Origin of the sequence: Parabacteroides sp. FAFU027 (genome assembly GCF_022808675.1) — a bacterium.
In the GTDB taxonomy this organism is placed as follows: Bacteria; Bacteroidota; Bacteroidia; order Bacteroidales; family UBA7332; genus CAXXIC01.
Genome location: NZ_JAKZKV010000001.1, coordinates 59,739 through 75,587, shown reverse-complemented (window position 1 = coordinate 75,587; position 15,849 = coordinate 59,739). Strand labels below are relative to the sequence as shown.

The window sequence follows — 15,849 nt, the reverse complement described above, 5'->3', positions numbered from 1 at the left end:
CGCAAACGACTATTCTCTATTCACAAAACCTGAATTATAATGGAAAAAGAAAAGAAAAAAGTTGCCCTTTTATCTGTGTTTGCTGCTATATTTTTGACCGGATTTAAATTTATCATTGGTGTCCTGACCGGCAGTCTGGGTATTTTATCGGAGGCATTACACTCAGGCCTTGACCTTGTGGCCGCAATTATCACCTATTTTTCGGTAAATATTTCGGATAAACCCTCAGACCGAAACCACCATTACGGACACGGAAAGGTAGAAAATCTTTCAGCGCTGATTGAGACCCTATTGCTGTTGATTACCTGCGTATGGGTCATATACGAAGCGATTCACCGCCTTTCGACGGGGAAAATGGAAATCGAAGTGAGTGTGTGGGCTTATGTGGTGGTTATAAGCTCGATTGTAATTGATTTTACGCGTTCAAGAGCGCTGAAGAAGGTCGCAAAAAAGCACAACAGCCAGGCCCTGGAGGCCGATGCTTTGCATTTCTCAACTGATATATGGAGTTCGGCGGTAGTCTTGATCGGATTAGTTTGCGCTCAGTTCGGCTATTTCATTGCCGACGCCATTGCCGCGCTTATTGTGGCCGGGATAATTATATATGTATCCATTCAATTGGGCAGAAAAGCTATCGATGTGTTGCTGGATGCCGCTCCGCTGGACTTAATGGATAAAGTGGAAAAGATACTGAGCAAAAACAGCAACGTAAAATTCTTTCATAACCTGAAAGTCAGAACTGCCGGAGCCGATACCTTTATCAAATTCAATATTCACCTCGATCCAACCCTTGAATTTCAGCAGGTACACGAAATCTGTGATGAACTGGAGGAAGAAATTAAAAAAAATATTGAACGGTGTGAGGTATTCATTCATGCCGAACCACACCGTAGGAAATAGTTACGGGTAGGGTACGTAGAGACGCGGCAGGCCACGTCTCTACAATTATATCTAATCACAACGATTCCCACAGTTTGACAATCTCATCTCCCAGTGTCTCGCCTTCTGTTGGAAACCCCGGATGAAATCTCTTATCTCCACCTTCAGTCCACGGTCCCGTCTTATTTTCAAATACGATGAAATAAGGCGTGAGGCTGACCACAGTATGCCATACTCCTGCGGGAATCCACACCATTGTTTGTTCTTTATCCGTCATCACGATTACTCTTTCGATTGTCCCCTCTTCATCGAAAAGGACTATCTTGCCTTCTCCTTCAAGTGCAACGAATGATTCCCCTTTTTTGACAAGGCTACCGTCTGCTTTTTCCACCCAATGGATGTGCGGGCAGACGTAACTCCCTTTTGTAAACACATTAATCATTGAATGTAATTCCGCAGCGTGTGACGAGTGCAGCATTTGCAGGGTACGTTTGCGGACATTAGCATCAGCTTCGGGTTTAAGAGATGCAAACTCGCGGTTTGACCTTACTATCACATCCCGTGGTGATGGTTTTATGAGGTTTTGCGACATGACGTTGACGTTTATGTGAGTCGTGTTGGATTTATCTGAATGATCCGAGTAATAATTCTTTTCAAAAAAGATTTCGGGTTTCCTTCGGTTATACGAACGAAAAACATTTATATTTGCATTGAAAGCGAAATTGCGGCAATAGCTCAGTTGGTAGAGCTTTAGCTTCCCAAGCTGAAGGTCGCGGGTTCGAGTCCCGTTTGCCGCTCATAAAGACAACCGATGGGTTGTCTTTTTTGTTGAGAATCAGAGAGGAATAGCATAGTGTTTTTTGTTGTTGGAATATTATGGTGATGAAAAAAACATTATTACATCCCTTGTAATATTGTCCGTTTTTAGATTAGCATTTTTCCTCTGATCAGCTTCGTAATCCCCTGCATCCCATCTGCTGAAACCCTGATAATGTAAATGCTCTGCGGGAGATTTAATTTATTCAGGGAAATCGTTTCTTTTTGCAGCCCGGCATAGTCATATTGTTTTTCGGCTTTATATAAAACCGTTCCGGAGGGATTGCACAATTCGATCTGCGCTTTGCCGGAATTTCTAAGGCTGAATATTATCTTCACCTCATCAGTAGCCGGGTTAGGGGATAATGAAAGCGACAACTTGTCTTTACTGTCATCCGCTTTTATACCCTGGATTCCTGCCGCACTGACGGAGGTGTCAGGTACCGGTTGAAGAAACAGTAAAGAGTCGATAGAGTGGCTCCGGTTTGTGGAACTGCATGACCAGTGCCGTAGTTGACCAGTGTGGCTGTGGGTACGCCAAGTGAATCCAGTTTGGCCTTGAAACGCTTGATTTGATCCTGATAATAAAGAGCATCGTTTGTATTGTAGAAGAAAAGTACCGGAGCTGTAGCAGCCGTTTGTGCCAGATATGCTGACCCCTGAGATTGCCATAGAGCATAATTACTAGCCAAAGGCCCCCAGACCAAAGGACAATTGGTCAGAAGATTACCAGCATCACTTTCCGACGCATTGTAAATCTGTATATAATCAAAAACGCCCGAACCGAGTGCCGCAGCCTGCACATCATCAGAAATACCGGTGTTAAACCCTGCATTCTCAAATTCGGGAACCGTACGGTTTCCGACAGCCATTGATCCGGCTGTTGAACCGCGTGAAAATCCATAGATTCCGATCTTCCCCGAGAGTCCAAGTCCTGCCCCCAATGCGCGAAGGGTACGGACGGCTGATTTCACCTTTCGTGCGGCATCGGGGTTTGTCTCGTATGATCCATACGCTTTATTATTTGTCGCATTAGCCGGTTTTCCGTTTCCCCAGGGACAATATTTGGGATGGTCGGCCATCGCCCAGGCAATACCATTGGCGGGAGCGCCTTCCAGAAACGAATCCTTAAAACCGGCCAGTGAATTGCCCAGATTTAACCGCTGGTTTTTGTTGGCATCTCCGGGATAGCTATTGGAATAAGAGAAAGATAAAACAACAGGCACAGTCACGGATGCATTTGCCGGATAAATGATATCCATGCGCAACGAATCTCCGACAGTATAGGTTGATGAATAGTTATAAACGGCGGGGTCATCCACGAAGTAAGGAACATCACGCGAAATCCGGTATCCTTCAAACAACACATACGCTCTGTATTTGGAGCAGTTGGTAAGCCCGCAAAACGATCCGTTGAATATTGCATCATTGATTGCGATAATGTCTGCATTGATGGCCGGTGTAACAGCTTTAGTACTGTTGGCATAGTTTAGTTCAATGACACGGTAGCCTTTTGAAAGCAGCCAGGCCACATCTGTAGCATTACTGTTTCCTCCGATTTTATGAAAGCCGAGGTTCTCAAGATAGACCACAGTCATGTAATTGCCATTATAATCTTTGGCGGGAGACGGAGATTCCGTTGTGGTGTAAGTGATATTCCCTCCTGTAACACTACTGGTCCAGTTGCCAGTTGCTGCATAAGAAATGGAATAAATGTTTACCAGAAAAAATAGCAGAAGCATTAATCTTGCTTTTCGGAAAGACATTTTTCCGGCATGTTTTCCGGGTGATTCTATTGCATTTAAAGAGCAGAAATTAAAGGCTTTGGTAGTGTAGGTTTGCATGATTTTATTTGTTCGGTCAATAGTTTTGCAATATTACGATAATTCCTGAACTGGAAAGGTGAGTCAAATGATTTATATCTAATCAAATTGATGGGATTTTTATGTTGGAAGCATTCGTCGCAGTGCGATAGCCACATATGAGTTATTGCTGATATATAAAATCAATCTTTGTCCGGTCTTTTTCCGGATTAAGGCCGGAATTTGATAATTAGTAGCGGTTTTCCAATAATTCGAAAAGAGAAGAAGGTGATATTTGCTGTAATTTTGATCTGTTAAATCTCACTTTAGACCCAGCGATTTTAATATGAAACAATTCAATAACCAGATTGCCGATGCCCAGGCAACTACTGTAACGCCTATAAAACCTGAAGACTTTAATCTTGATGAATATGCTGCATATGCGGAGACTCTGAATCAAAAGTGTGCCAAATTTTGGGTTGCCCAGTCTGGTGTGGTTGTTTACCGCAGAATGCGTGTGGCAGAGTGTTTTTCGTATGGTTGTCGTGACATGAAGCGTTCGCTCGAAAACCAGTTGGGCGCCCTGCATAAAAGTATGTTGTATAAGGCTGATGTCCCAAACTTTCTGGAACCGTGGTACGGGATCGGAACCATTGCCAGTGCTTTTGGTGGTGAATACATTTGGGAGGAAGGAAATGCTCCGGCTCTCAAGGCATCATTCAACACGATCGACGATGTTCTTGCCTATACTCCAAAGCCGGTGGCGGAAACCGGTATAGGAAGGTATACCCTCGATATGATCGACTATTTTATGGAGAAGACAAAGGGCAAAATTCCTGTTTCGCTCACCGATACACAATCTCCGCTCAATATGGTCGGACATTTGTTGTCGCTCGATCAGATATTTATGGCGATGATTCTGGAACCGGAGAAGGTTGTTCGTCTATTTGATATACTAGCCGATCTTTCCATCTCTTTTAATCACGAGCAGATGAAGCGGATAGGATCTGCATTGGCCTATCCGGGACATGGATTTGCCTCATCCACAACATGGAGAGGATTGGGAGTGAGTGATGATAACGCAATTATGATTTCACCTGAACTTTACACAGAACTGGCTGCTCCTTCTGTTGAAAAGATTTGTGCTCCTTTCGGCGGACCGGTTTTTCACTCTTGCGGAAATTGGCGCGGATGGATTGATGCCGTGTTAGGTCTGAAAGATATTTGTATGGCTGACGGAGCTTTCTCTCCCGAAACAGACCCCGGAGCAATAACCGATCTGGAGGCTTATCATCAGTTTGCCGGAACCGGCGTGGTACTGAATGCCCGAATTGTGGGCGACCTTAAAACGATCGAACAACAAATTCGCCGTTTATGGACACCCGGGATGAAGCTGTCGGTTGTTACTTATTGCGAAACGCCAGAGGAACAGGCGAAAGCTTATGATTTGATTCACGAGATTTGTCAATAATGGTTTCGCGATAGAGTTGACTACAATGTTATAGTAAAAAACAACCCGACATATCAATATGCCGGGTTGAAAACTATGAATGAATAGGTCTTTTCAATAAAAACAAAGTTGAAAAAGGGTAGCTAAAGTTTAGGTTAAATCATTGTGTGTCAATTAATAATTGACACTGAGTGATAAATCCTCATTTCTCAATTTTAATAGCCTTGATCGTCTTAAAATTCTCTTTTTCTACTGTAATCAGATATATTCCGTTATTTAGAGAAGAGGTACAGATGGGATTGTCACCTCCGTAAAGATTTCCTTCTTGTACGGTCTTTCCCGTACTGTTTCTGATTGTATAAGTTGCATTGTCCATATTGGGGAGCAGGCGCAATGAAATATAGTCTTTGAATGGATTGGGGGAAATTTTAATTTTCTGGTCTTCATTCGATATATTTTCTCCGGTGGAAGCTCCATTCATGTATGCGCTGAAATCAAAGTATTGTAATTTCGCCTTGATCTTGAGGAAAAGATAAGAAACAGATTCATTTGTAATATATCCGGTATTATCACTTTGTAGATGTATTCCTTCGGTTTGACCATTTACCATTGCAGATCCCAGATCAATTAATCTTTTATTTCCACTGAAGAACTGACTGCCTTTGTAATCAAATAAAAGTAAACAATAGCAGGGATATGCACCAGATGTATTATATCCGAGGAGCACGATATTTCCTGTTACGGGAGAGTAGCTGGCATCAGTAATCAAAAAGCCCGAATCATAAGTTTCTTTGGATTGAGCTTGCCAGGTACCGGCATTGGCTGAGAGGGTGTAGTGGCGTGTCATCAGATCATTCCAGTCTTTGCTGAAAATATGTAGTGAATCATGTGCAAAGATCATAGCTTCAGCATCGTAATTTGTCGTATTGGCCGCAACTGGAGTCAGAGACGACTGATCCGCATAGGAAAAATTGATAATTTCCGCAGTTACTGTATCATTTAATGTATTACGAATTTGCTCTTTGCTGATTTTATAAATACGAAGATCACTTCTCGCTCCATTCGCGTTATTCCCGAAATCTCCGATAAACAGATGCGTGTCACTTTGGGTTATTGCTTCCCAGTCGATATTTACAGAATTTTTTACAGTAATAGTCCGTAATATTCTGCCGTTGACAGGACTTATGGAGAAAATCTGGTTGGTATTTCCACTATCGTTGAATGTCCAGTACTGGCCATCAAAAACAACGAGACCGGAGGTTTCCTTTACCGTATCGCTCAGGTTGGTTAATGTTGTGAGAGTATAGCTGGTTTGTGAATAAACACATGATCCGTCATTTTCAGTGGCAAAACTGTTGTAGTTTGTTGCTCTCGGATCAGTACAGCCTTTTGTTTGAGAATGTCCGGCGAAGGAGATTATCGAAAAAGTAATGAAGAGTATTAGTTTTCTCATAGACCCTGCAAATTTAAGCAAGTTTTCTGGGGCTAATATGGCTTTAAACAAATAAAGAACACAGGATGGTTTCAAATAGTTTCATTGAAGAAACTAATTAACATTCTCGATTTGAGCCTGAAAAAGGTTTCTTCAGTTCTGTTTTACTGATTCGGATTGAGTTTTTTGTCATTACAATTAGGGTATAAATAAATTGACTCGGTATGTGTAATGTCAGCCGGTATAATCCTGCCCTATAAACATAGGGCACTTATAATAAGATCGTGGTTACCGGTTTGGATTATTAGAACCCTAAATTTAATAATGATGAAACAAAAACTTTACTCATTGATTTTTCTCTGCGGCCTTTGGGGCGGGGGAGTCTGTTCAGCACATGGACAGACTACGATGACCCTGAGGTTTCAGGATGGGACTGAAAAAAACACAGCCATCAGTACTGTAAACAAAATGATTCTGTCGGAAAGTAATCTGGCTTTGAATTATCTAAGTGGAAATAGTGATTCATATTCGCTTGGTTCAATTCAGAAAATAACTTTCAGTACACTGGCCGGAACAAATAATATACTGGCTGATAATCTGACAATGTCGGTTTGTCCTAATCCAGCCACTGATTATATTCTGTTGAAAAATGCACCAGAAGGTCAGTTAAATGCCATGGTGTATAGGATGGACGGTGCTGAAGTCATTAATGTACAGCTTTCCTCTTCATCGGATAAGATAGCTGTAAGCGGTTTAGCTAAAGGTTTTTATATTCTCAAGGTTAATAACAAGGCACTTAAATTCACGAAGCAATGAAAAAATCAGGATTAATACTGCTGAGTGTTGTGTGTCTTATTACACTCTTTGCGCAGAAGAAACTTTACATTTTTAAATCGGATAAATCAATACTTGAAGCAACCATTGCAGCTATTGACAGCCTGAAATTCAGTGCAGATCAGACGTTGCTTGATATTCATAATACGGATCAGACGATAACTTCAGTTGCCGTCGCCGGTATAGATAGCATAACTTTTGCTGATGCGGTGTCGGATACGATTACGATTACCTATTCAGGAAGCTCTGTTTCAGTGGATAATCCAATGGCTAAATATGGAATATCTGTTCTGTCTACTGGCGCTGATGTGGTTGTGAAATCGACTTTGCAAAATAATAAAGTCGATTATTTGGTAAAAGGTACCACAACTGACGGTTCTTTGAAAATCTACAGTGATTACAAATTTGACCTGATATTGAATAATGCCAATATTACCAATAACGATGGCGCTGCAATAAATATTCAGTCAAGTAAACATATAAAGGTGACTCTGGATGCCGGAACCACCAACTCACTGACAGATGGTTCTACGTATGCAACAAGTACCGAAGATGAAAAATCAACATTCTTCAGTGAAGGTCAGCTGGAATTTGACGGAACCGGAACATTGACAGTGGTTAGTAAAGCCAAGCATGCGATTTGTAGTGATGATTACATCAGCATAACAAATGGTTCAATCACTGTTTCAAGTGCGAAGAAAGACGGTATCCACGCTAAAGACTATTTCAAAATGAGTGGTGGTACACTGAATATTACAGCTACCGGTGATGCGATTGAGTCCGAAGGTTATATGCAAATCTCTGGTGGTGCGATTACTACAACCAATACTGCTGTTGATGTGGATGGTATTAAATGTGACAGCACTTTATCGATTACCGGAGGAACTATCAATATGACTGTTGGCGGAGCAATGGCAAAAGGTATAAAGTCTTCTGATAAAATGACTTTAAGTGGCGGTACCATTACTGTAAATACAAGTGGTGTAGCCGTGCTTGAAACATCCGGTCTGGGAACTGATCCTTCATATTGTACCGCTATCAAGAGTGATAGCACAATTACCTTGAATGGGGCAAATATCACGATCACCGCAACAGGGGTAGGTGGAAAAGGTATTTCTTCAAATAAAGATATTTATATGACTGCCGGAACTGTAAATGTTACTACTTCCGGTAATGGAGCGACATATACAAATCCTCTGGGTATAACAGACGGTTATGCTGCCTCCTGTATGGATGCGGATGGTAATATAAGCGTTATCGGAGGTAGTCTTACAGCAACATGCTCGGGCACAGGAAGTAAGGGCATTTCAGCTGATGGCAATCTGACATTCGGCGATGTTACAAACTCTCCGACTGTAAAAGTAACCTCTACAGGTTCGAGATTCCTGATTTCAGGTACTACCGGTTACGCAACTGCAAACTACGCAAAACCAAAATGTATTAAAAGTGATGGTGTAATGATAATAAATAATGGTACTTTTACGCTCTCAACAGCTAACCCAGGTAGTAGCGCATTTGATAGTGACAGTACATTGTATTTCAAAGGTGGTAACGCTACAATTACTTTGGGTGGAAACCAGTCAAAAGGAATTAAGGCGACCCGGGCTATGACTTTGAGCGGTGGTACTATTATTGTTAATGCAACCGGTGGGGTTGAGCTAGAGACATCCGGTTCCGGTAAAGACCCCGCATATTGTGCTGCTGTCAAAGGTGATGAAGATATCGCGATATGTGGCAGTAATATTACTCTTACAAGTTCAGGTGCAGCCGGAAAAGGTGTTTCAGGAGACAAAAATATCATCATGACATCAGGTGTAGTAAAAGCGACTATGTCGGGTACAGGTGCTACTTTTACAAATTCTTCTGGAACAGCTGATTCTTATAGTGCGGCAGCGTTGTCGGCAGATGTAAATCTCAGTATTTTGGGCGGGTCGGTTACTACTACAAGTTCAGGATTAGGAGGTAAAGGATTGAAAGCTGATGGTATAGTTACAATTGGTGATACCAATAACTCTCCAACACTGAATATCACAACAACCGGCACAAGATTCCTGGTTTCAGGTACAGATTATTGCCATCCAAAGACTCTTGTAGCGACTGGGGCAATTACTATCAATAATGGAACGAATACCTTTACATCTAGTGATGACGGCATTCACTCCGGAACATCGATTACTATAAATGGTGGTAATAACAATGTTACAGCTTCGTCAACAACAGCCGGAGTCGGAGAGGGTGTTGAATCCCCTTTGATTACATGTAATAGCGGTACAACTACCATCAATGCTTCTAATGATGGCATCAATGCTACTTATGGAACGGTGAGTGGTGGAACGGAATCAAATGATGGCAGTTATTTCTACATGAAAGGTGGTATTATGGTTGTGAATGGTAGTGATGCAGTCGATAGTAATGGTAATGTAGTTGTTTCTGGTGGTTGTTTGATTGTGAATGGACCATCCTCAGGTGTGGAAGAAGGTATAGATTTCAATGGAACATTTAATGTTAATGGCGGTACTATTATATCTTGCGGATCGAACTCAAATATGACAAAGGCGATGAGTACAACATCAACACAGTCGGGGATGTATATAAAATCAAGTTCTTTGATTTCATCATCATCTTTATTGCATATTGAGAATGCTAGTGGGACAGAAATGATTACCTTTAAGCCGAAAAATGGAGGTTATTATTTCCACTTCTCTTGTCCAAGCCTGGCAAAAGGAACCTCTTATAAAATCTATACTGGAGGTACTTATACAGGTGGAAGTTTTGTAGGTGGTACAAGCGGTTACGGAATGTATGCCGGAGGAGTGTATTCAACTTCAGGTGCAACGTTGAAATCTACAACGACCTTGTCCTCCTCAAGTACTGTGAATACAATCTCATTCTAATGAATTCGATGGAGTTTCGGCTCTAATAGATAAAGAAGTGATTTTTTATGGTAGGTACGACTTGATCTTGAAATGCTGCTTTTTCAAGAAATATAGTCAGACATTCATGGATAGCTGCGTTGTGAAACGTGGCTATCTTTCTTTTTAGGTGTAAATGAAATTGCGCAAATCAAACTTTGTTTCAAGCTTGATTTGCGCATTTAAAATATCGGCAAAATTTCTTTTTAATCTCTGAGGTATTCGCAGAATTCCCGGAAGTTCCGCTCAAGCAGGAACATGTTGTCTGCCATAAAACGGAAATATTCACCCCAGTGATTTCTGCGGTGGAAATCAATCCCTGTCTTTTCAACAAAAATACGGGCAACCTGTTTTCCATAGTCAAGTTCATAAACCAGTTCCCATATAAGTTCTCCTTCAGGGAAATCCTTTTCCAGCGCCTCTTTGTACCAACCGATTCGCTCAAACATTTCCATCCGGTCGCTTTCGTTACGGTGGTTGATTTCCAGAGCAACAATAGCTCCCCGACGGGAAATATCAAATTTAAGCTCTACGTCTTTTACCTTAGTGTCGTAGAGCATCCACATCGGTTTACGTCCACGTAGAAAGGGTTGAACTTCACAGAAAGTGGCAAAACTTTCCCAGAATTCGGTCTTCAGTTGTCTAAGTTCTTCTTTTGAATACATAAGCAAAAAAATCCCCCTGCCGGAAAGCAGAGGGATTCTATTTTGAGATTGTGGTATTTATTATTTCTCGTAGCTTTCGTTGTGAACGTTTTTCACTGCGCGTCCTGAAGGGTCGTTCAGTTTTTTGAATGATTCGTCCCATTCGAGAGCGATAGGAGTACTACAAGCTACTGAAGGTACAGAAGGTACGGTTTTTGCTGCAGTTTCAGAAGGGAAGTGCTCTTCGAAAATACTGCGGTAATAATACTCTTCTTTGTTCATTGGTGGATTGATCGGGAAGCGTTCTGCTGCGTGAACCATATCTTCATCGCTTACACGCTCAGAAGTGATTTGTTTCAATGAATCAATCCAGCTGTAACCTACACCGTCAGAGAATTGCTCTTTCTGGCGCCATACGATGCTTTCAGGCAACATATCTTCGAATGCTTTACGAACCACCCATTTCTCCATACGACCGTTTTTGATCATCTTGTCATCCGGGTTGATGCGCATCGCTATATCCATGAACTCTTTGTCTAAGAATGGAACGCGGCCTTCAACACCCCATGCTGAAAGTGATTTATTGGCACGAAGACAGTCGTACAGGTGCAGTTTGCTCAACTTACGTACAGTCTCTTCGTGGAATTCTTTCGCATTCGGTGCTTTGTGGAAATAGAGGTAGCCACCAAAGAGTTCGTCTGCACCTTCACCTGAAAGTACCATTTTGATACCCATTGATTTGATTACACGGGAAAGTAGGTACATCGGGGTTGATGCACGAACGGTTGTTACATCGTATGTCTCGAGGAAGTAGATCACGTCGCGAACTGCGTCAAGACCTTCCTGTACAGTATAGTTGATTTCGTGGTGAACGGTACCAATGTGGTCAGCCACTTTTTTGGCAGCAATTAAGTCCGGAGCACCTTTCAGTCCTACAGCAAATGAGTGAAGCTGTGGCCACCATGCGTCAGACGTTTGTCCGTCTTCAACGCGTTTGCCTGCATATTTCTTAGCAACCGCTGAAATGACTGATGAGTCAAGACCACCAGACAGCAAAACTCCGTAAGGAACATCAGACATCAACTGGCGATGAACTGCATCCTCCAATCCCTGACGTATTGCGTCAATGCTAGTTTCGTTGTCTTTTACGTTGTCATATTCCATCCAGTCGCGGCTATACCAACGAACCGGTTCGTAGCCGTTTTTGCTGTAGATATAGTGTCCCGGAGGAAATGATTCAATTTTAGAGCAAACTCCTTCCAGAGATTTCAGCTCAGAACCGAAGTAAAACTGACCGGCGTCGTCCCAACCGATATACAAGGGTATAATACCCATGTGGTCACGGGCGATCAGGTAACAGTCATTTTCAATATCGTAAAGGGCAAAAGCAAAGATACCATTCAGGTCTTCCAGGAAGTCGATTCCTTTTTCACGATAAAGAGCTAAAATGATTTCGCAGTCAGAGTGAGTAAGGAATTCATAGTCTGGTCTTGCATCTCTCATTGCCTGGTGGTTGTAAATCTCACCATTTACAGCAAGTACAAGTTTACCGTCTTTAGTATATAATGGTTGGCCTCCCGATTGCGGGTCAACGATTGACAGGCGCTCGTGAGCCAGGATTGCTTTATCGCTACAATAAATTCCCGACCAGTCGGGCCCGCGATGACGAATTTTCTTTGCCATCTTTAACACCTGATGACGGAGTGACTGTGCATCTGTCTTCAAGTCAAAAACTCCTACAATACCACACATAAAGTTTGAAATTATATTTTTTAGATAAAGGTAAAATTCAATTTTACTGAAAAGGCCCATCCCTAAGAGGGCAAAAAAAAGACGGACGTTCATGACTGAAGCCGCTTTTTCAATTCCGTGCAAAAATAGCGATTTTTGTGATAAAACAGACCTAAATCCTCATTTTTATAATTAATTGGTACGAAAAAAATGGCTTTTTGCTTGAATTCTGTCTTTTTGATAGTAATTCTGGCGTTTGGAATCGTTTGACTGACAAAATGATATCCAAAATGTGGAATAAGCTGTTTTGTGTAAATCCTTGGTCTGAAATAAGCTATTGTTATTTTCTGCAAATCTCTTTGAATGAACAATACGTACAATGCTCTTCAATTCCCGTCTGGACGAACTTTTTATCCAAATTGAATATTTCATCCAAACAATTCTTTAATCCCTGCTCAAAGTCGGCATATAATATGTTGAAGTCTTCCACTTTTTCTTTTTTTCCTTTTATTGCCGAAACAGCGACAATCGGGTCAAAATCACCGAAAATCTCCCGCAGATAGTAGATTCCGGGCGAAATATCAGCCGTTTTGTACTTGCGCTTGTATAGCCAGGCGTAGAGGAATACCTGCATGACTGCTTTGGGACGCTTCTTTTGTTCGCTGTTAAACAGATCGCTCAGTTCATTGAATGTGGAGACTCCGGCTCCGGTTTTGTAGTCGATGATGCGGGTAATTTCATTGACTTCATCCACGCGGTCAATAGAGCCTTTTAACTTCACAGTCAGGTCCGAATCGGTCGAAATAATATCTTCGATGCGTTCTTCGGAAGCGCGGTAGGTAAAAGGAGTAAGCTTGCGGTCGACTTCAAGTACTTGTTGCACATAACGTTTTAAAACTGCACCAATCAGGAAGTTATTGCCGGTCAGCTCTTGCGGTTTGTCAGTCTTGAAGACAAACTCCATAAACGCATTTTCTACCTCTTTATCCAGTAAAACATGATTTTTCTGAATGCCTTCCAACGTTTCCGCCTGAAGTACCCGATTTTTCATCGGCTCGTAGATGTTCTCCATGATGCGGTGAAACATGCTTCCGAACTGATTGGCTTCCAGCTCTTCAGAGACCTCTTCCTCTTCGCTGATTTTTTCGATTTCCTGAAAATAGAATTTCAGCGGACAATCGAGGTAAGTGTTTATCGCACTGGCAGATAATGCGCGGTCGCCACTTTCGAGAAAACGTTGCAGTTGTTGCTGGATACGCTCGTTCTTTTCTATGGCAATGGGGCGATTCTGGTGTAGGGAAATATCGTAGGTAATAAGCTTTTCTGCTATAGGCATCCGGTAATGATATTTCATCTGATGCAGATAGCGACTGACTTCTCCGGTCTGCATGCCTTCACTTCGGGTATCATAAAGCAGTGAAATGTTCTTTGCCCGGTAAATCATCCGGTAGAAGTGATAGGCATAAACGCTGTCCTGATGCTCAAACGTGGTCAGGCCGAAACCGACCCGCAAATTGTAGGGTATGAAGGAGTTTGTGGCTCCCCTCAACGGAAAAACGCCTTCATTCATCGAAAGAATAATGATGTTTTCGAAGTCCAGGGCGCGTGTTTCCAATACCCCCATCACTTGAAGCCCCGAAAGAGGTTCTCCCTGAAACGGAATACTTACCCCAGTCACCATCTGGCGCAGTAAACGGAAGAAAGTATCGGATGACATTTGTACATCAGTCTCGGCCATCACTTCGCGCATTCGACTGACCGTGATGTAGTAATGATAGATAAACTCCCGCTCCAGGTTGGACATAGTCATCTTTTCGCTTTCGTCCTCCTCATTCTCATCGTATTGTGCTTTGTAGTGCTTTTGTATTTGTTCCAATACTTCCATCAGGTAAGCGGCAATATCATCTCCCGACTTAACCGGTTTGAATATTTTTGACAAAAGAGGATTCTTCTCAAAGTCAGAGGTTTCGATAAATATCCGGTTGAATGACAGTATGTTTTGGTAAATCTTTTCGCAGGCCTCAGGAGCAAGATTGGTAATATAGCGGTGGTTCAATACCGGCAGCAAGAAACGGTAGTAGAAAGCCGGTTGCTTCCGCACCATTCGCCAGTTTTCCTGCATGGCAAACAGGTGCTCCATCAGTCCGGCAATCGGAGAGGAGGCGAGGGGATAGCCCATCGTGACATTGATGGTGGAAATACTTTCCGGAATGGCGTAGAGCGTGGGTAGCAACAACTGTTCGTCGGGTAGGACGATGGCCGTATTTATTGCCTTTTCCGTGTCGGCAATATGGCCATCTTTTATCCACTTTTCCACGATTTCATAGACCTGTTTGGCCAGTCCGGTGGCTGATGGAATACCAATCAGCTCAATGTTTGGAGTCGTAGTCTCTTTATCTTTGGTAATGGTAAGCAATGAGGGAAACTGACGGCTGTATCGGTTGATGAACAGCGAAGAACGGTTGTCTTCATCCACCACTTGAGGAGACTCAATGTCCCAGTAGAAGTCGGCTGCTTCTTCTTTTTGCAAATATTCAAGCAGGATTTCCTCAGTGCGGGAAAGTGCATTTAACCCTACGAATATGATTTTTCCTTTAGGTAAGTCCAATGCTTCCTTATGAATGATACGTTCTGCCACTTCCCGGAAAATCATTCCTTCGTAAACGTTGTTTTCAGTTTCCAGTTCTTCGCGGAATGCCTGGTAAAGCGGGTAAAGAATCTCCCAGGTTGACAGGAAGTCATCTTTGGTTTTACCTTGCTTCTCGGGGCGGAAATTGTACCAAAACTCCTTGATTGCGGCAATTTGCTCTTCCGTTAATCCATCCAGTCCGTTATCGATTTCCTTTAAATCACGGATGTTGGAAAAAAGCTGGCGGGCATTTACCACATATTTATCCACATCATCAAAGTCATTGAGAATCATCTCTCCCCAAAAGGCAAATTCATCGAATGTTTCACTGCTTTTGGAAATGGAGATGTAGAGATGGTATAGCTTAAACAGCAGGTTGATACGGTCACAGACCCTAAAAGAGGTAAATGAACGAAAGAGATCGTTGACGGTTGTAATTTGGGGTGAAAACATCGGCTTTTCCGACAGCATAGCCAGGTATTTCTGGAAAAAGATTCCGGCACGTCGGTTGGGAAATACAAATATTTGCTCGCTAATCGTATCTTTGTAATATTCGAGGTTCGCCTCAGCTACTTTATATAAGAATGGTTTCATGTGCGCAGTTTTGAGGCTGCAATTTATGAATATTTGCTCAGATTCTGGCTTTGTAGCAGGTTTGTAATATTTATTTCATTGTATAGAAACAGCATTCGGCATGACTTTCAATAGCTTTGCAATATA

The 15,849-nt window shown here is 42.3% G+C and carries 11 protein-coding genes and 1 tRNA gene; 5 read left to right on the top strand and 7 right to left on the bottom strand.

What is annotated here, in order from left to right; all coding sequences use genetic code 11:
* Positions 1–39 precede the first annotated feature (39 nt).
* On the top strand, positions 40–900 hold the full coding sequence (locus MLE17_RS00290) for a cation diffusion facilitator family transporter (protein ID WP_243345395.1): 861 nt from the start codon (positions 40–42) through the stop codon (positions 898–900).
* A 55-nt stretch (positions 901–955) separates the two neighbouring features.
* On the opposite strand, the gene MLE17_RS00285 is transcribed toward MLE17_RS00290, so the two are convergent.
* Positions 956–1,471, bottom strand: coding sequence for a WbuC family cupin fold metalloprotein (locus tag MLE17_RS00285; protein WP_243345394.1), 516 nt, complete (start codon positions 1,469–1,471; stop codon positions 956–958).
* 132 nt (positions 1,472–1,603) lie between these two features.
* Here MLE17_RS00285 and MLE17_RS00280 point away from each other — a divergent pair.
* Positions 1,604–1,676, top strand: a tRNA-Gly gene (locus MLE17_RS00280).
* A 127-nt stretch (positions 1,677–1,803) separates the two neighbouring features.
* Here MLE17_RS00280 and MLE17_RS00275 read toward each other — a convergent pair.
* Positions 1,804–2,073, bottom strand: a complete 270-nt coding sequence (locus tag MLE17_RS00275; RefSeq protein ID WP_243345393.1) for a T9SS type A sorting domain-containing protein — start codon at positions 2,071–2,073, stop codon at positions 1,804–1,806.
* 23 nt (positions 2,074–2,096) lie between these two features.
* Positions 2,097–3,539, bottom strand: coding sequence for an alpha/beta hydrolase family protein (locus MLE17_RS00270; protein ID WP_243345392.1), 1,443 nt, complete (start codon positions 3,537–3,539; stop codon positions 2,097–2,099).
* A 304-nt stretch (positions 3,540–3,843) separates the two neighbouring features.
* Here MLE17_RS00270 and MLE17_RS00265 point away from each other — a divergent pair, with 304 nt between their 5' ends.
* Positions 3,844–4,968 (top strand): uroporphyrinogen decarboxylase family protein, encoded by a 1,125-nt coding sequence (locus MLE17_RS00265; RefSeq protein WP_243345391.1) that lies wholly within the window; start codon positions 3,844–3,846, stop codon positions 4,966–4,968.
* A 181-nt stretch (positions 4,969–5,149) separates the two neighbouring features.
* Here MLE17_RS00265 and MLE17_RS00260 read toward each other — a convergent pair whose 3' ends face one another.
* Entirely contained in the window at positions 5,150–6,400 is a 1,251-nt protein-coding gene (locus MLE17_RS00260) for a T9SS type A sorting domain-containing protein (RefSeq protein WP_243345390.1), read from the bottom strand.
* 306 nt (positions 6,401–6,706) lie between these two features.
* On the opposite strand from MLE17_RS00260, the gene MLE17_RS00255 reads away from it, so the two are divergent.
* Together MLE17_RS00255 and MLE17_RS00250 are read left to right on the top strand one after the other, a co-directional pair.
* Complete coding sequence (locus tag MLE17_RS00255) at positions 6,707–7,195, top strand: T9SS type A sorting domain-containing protein (RefSeq protein WP_243345389.1); 489 nt, start codon at positions 6,707–6,709, stop codon at positions 7,193–7,195.
* Complete coding sequence (locus tag MLE17_RS00250; RefSeq protein WP_243345388.1) at positions 7,192–10,107, top strand: carbohydrate-binding domain-containing protein; 2,916 nt, start codon at positions 7,192–7,194, stop codon at positions 10,105–10,107. The genes MLE17_RS00255 and MLE17_RS00250 overlap by 4 nt, the downstream gene beginning before the upstream one ends.
* 224 nt (positions 10,108–10,331) lie before the next feature.
* Here MLE17_RS00250 and MLE17_RS00245 read toward each other — a convergent pair whose 3' ends face one another.
* The 3 genes from MLE17_RS00245 to MLE17_RS00235 form a co-directional block, all read right to left on the bottom strand.
* Entirely contained in the window at positions 10,332–10,790 is a 459-nt protein-coding gene (locus tag MLE17_RS00245; protein ID WP_243345387.1) for a DUF4268 domain-containing protein, read from the bottom strand.
* A 60-nt stretch (positions 10,791–10,850) separates the two neighbouring features.
* Complete coding sequence (asnB, locus tag MLE17_RS00240; protein WP_243345386.1) at positions 10,851–12,521, bottom strand: asparagine synthase B; 1,671 nt, start codon at positions 12,519–12,521, stop codon at positions 10,851–10,853.
* Between the two features lie 319 nt (positions 12,522–12,840).
* Positions 12,841–15,723: a PD-(D/E)XK nuclease family protein gene (locus MLE17_RS00235; protein WP_243345385.1), complete on the bottom strand. Its 2,883-nt coding sequence runs from the start codon at positions 15,721–15,723 to the stop codon at positions 12,841–12,843.
* Positions 15,724–15,849: the final 126 nt, after the last annotated feature.

Coding starts and splice junctions, on each gene's coding strand:
- MLE17_RS00290 (WP_243345395.1), top strand. CDS start 40: ATGGAAAAAGAAAAGAAAAAAGTTGCCCTTTTATCTGTGTTTGCTGCT.
- MLE17_RS00285 (WP_243345394.1), bottom strand. CDS start 1,471: ATGTCGCAAAACCTCATAAAACCATCACCACGGGATGTGATAGTAAGG.
- MLE17_RS00270 (WP_243345392.1), bottom strand. CDS start 3,539: ATGCAAACCTACACTACCAAAGCCTTTAATTTCTGCTCTTTAAATGCA.
- MLE17_RS00265 (WP_243345391.1), top strand. CDS start 3,844: ATGAAACAATTCAATAACCAGATTGCCGATGCCCAGGCAACTACTGTA.
- MLE17_RS00260 (WP_243345390.1), bottom strand. CDS start 6,400: ATGAGAAAACTAATACTCTTCATTACTTTTTCGATAATCTCCTTCGCC.
- MLE17_RS00255 (WP_243345389.1), top strand. CDS start 6,707: ATGAAACAAAAACTTTACTCATTGATTTTTCTCTGCGGCCTTTGGGGC.
- MLE17_RS00250 (WP_243345388.1), top strand. CDS start 7,192: ATGAAAAAATCAGGATTAATACTGCTGAGTGTTGTGTGTCTTATTACA.
- MLE17_RS00245 (WP_243345387.1), bottom strand. CDS start 10,790: ATGTATTCAAAAGAAGAACTTAGACAACTGAAGACCGAATTCTGGGAA.
- asnB (WP_243345386.1), bottom strand. CDS start 12,521: ATGTGTGGTATTGTAGGAGTTTTTGACTTGAAGACAGATGCACAGTCA.
- MLE17_RS00235 (WP_243345385.1), bottom strand. CDS start 15,723: ATGAAACCATTCTTATATAAAGTAGCTGAGGCGAACCTCGAATATTAC.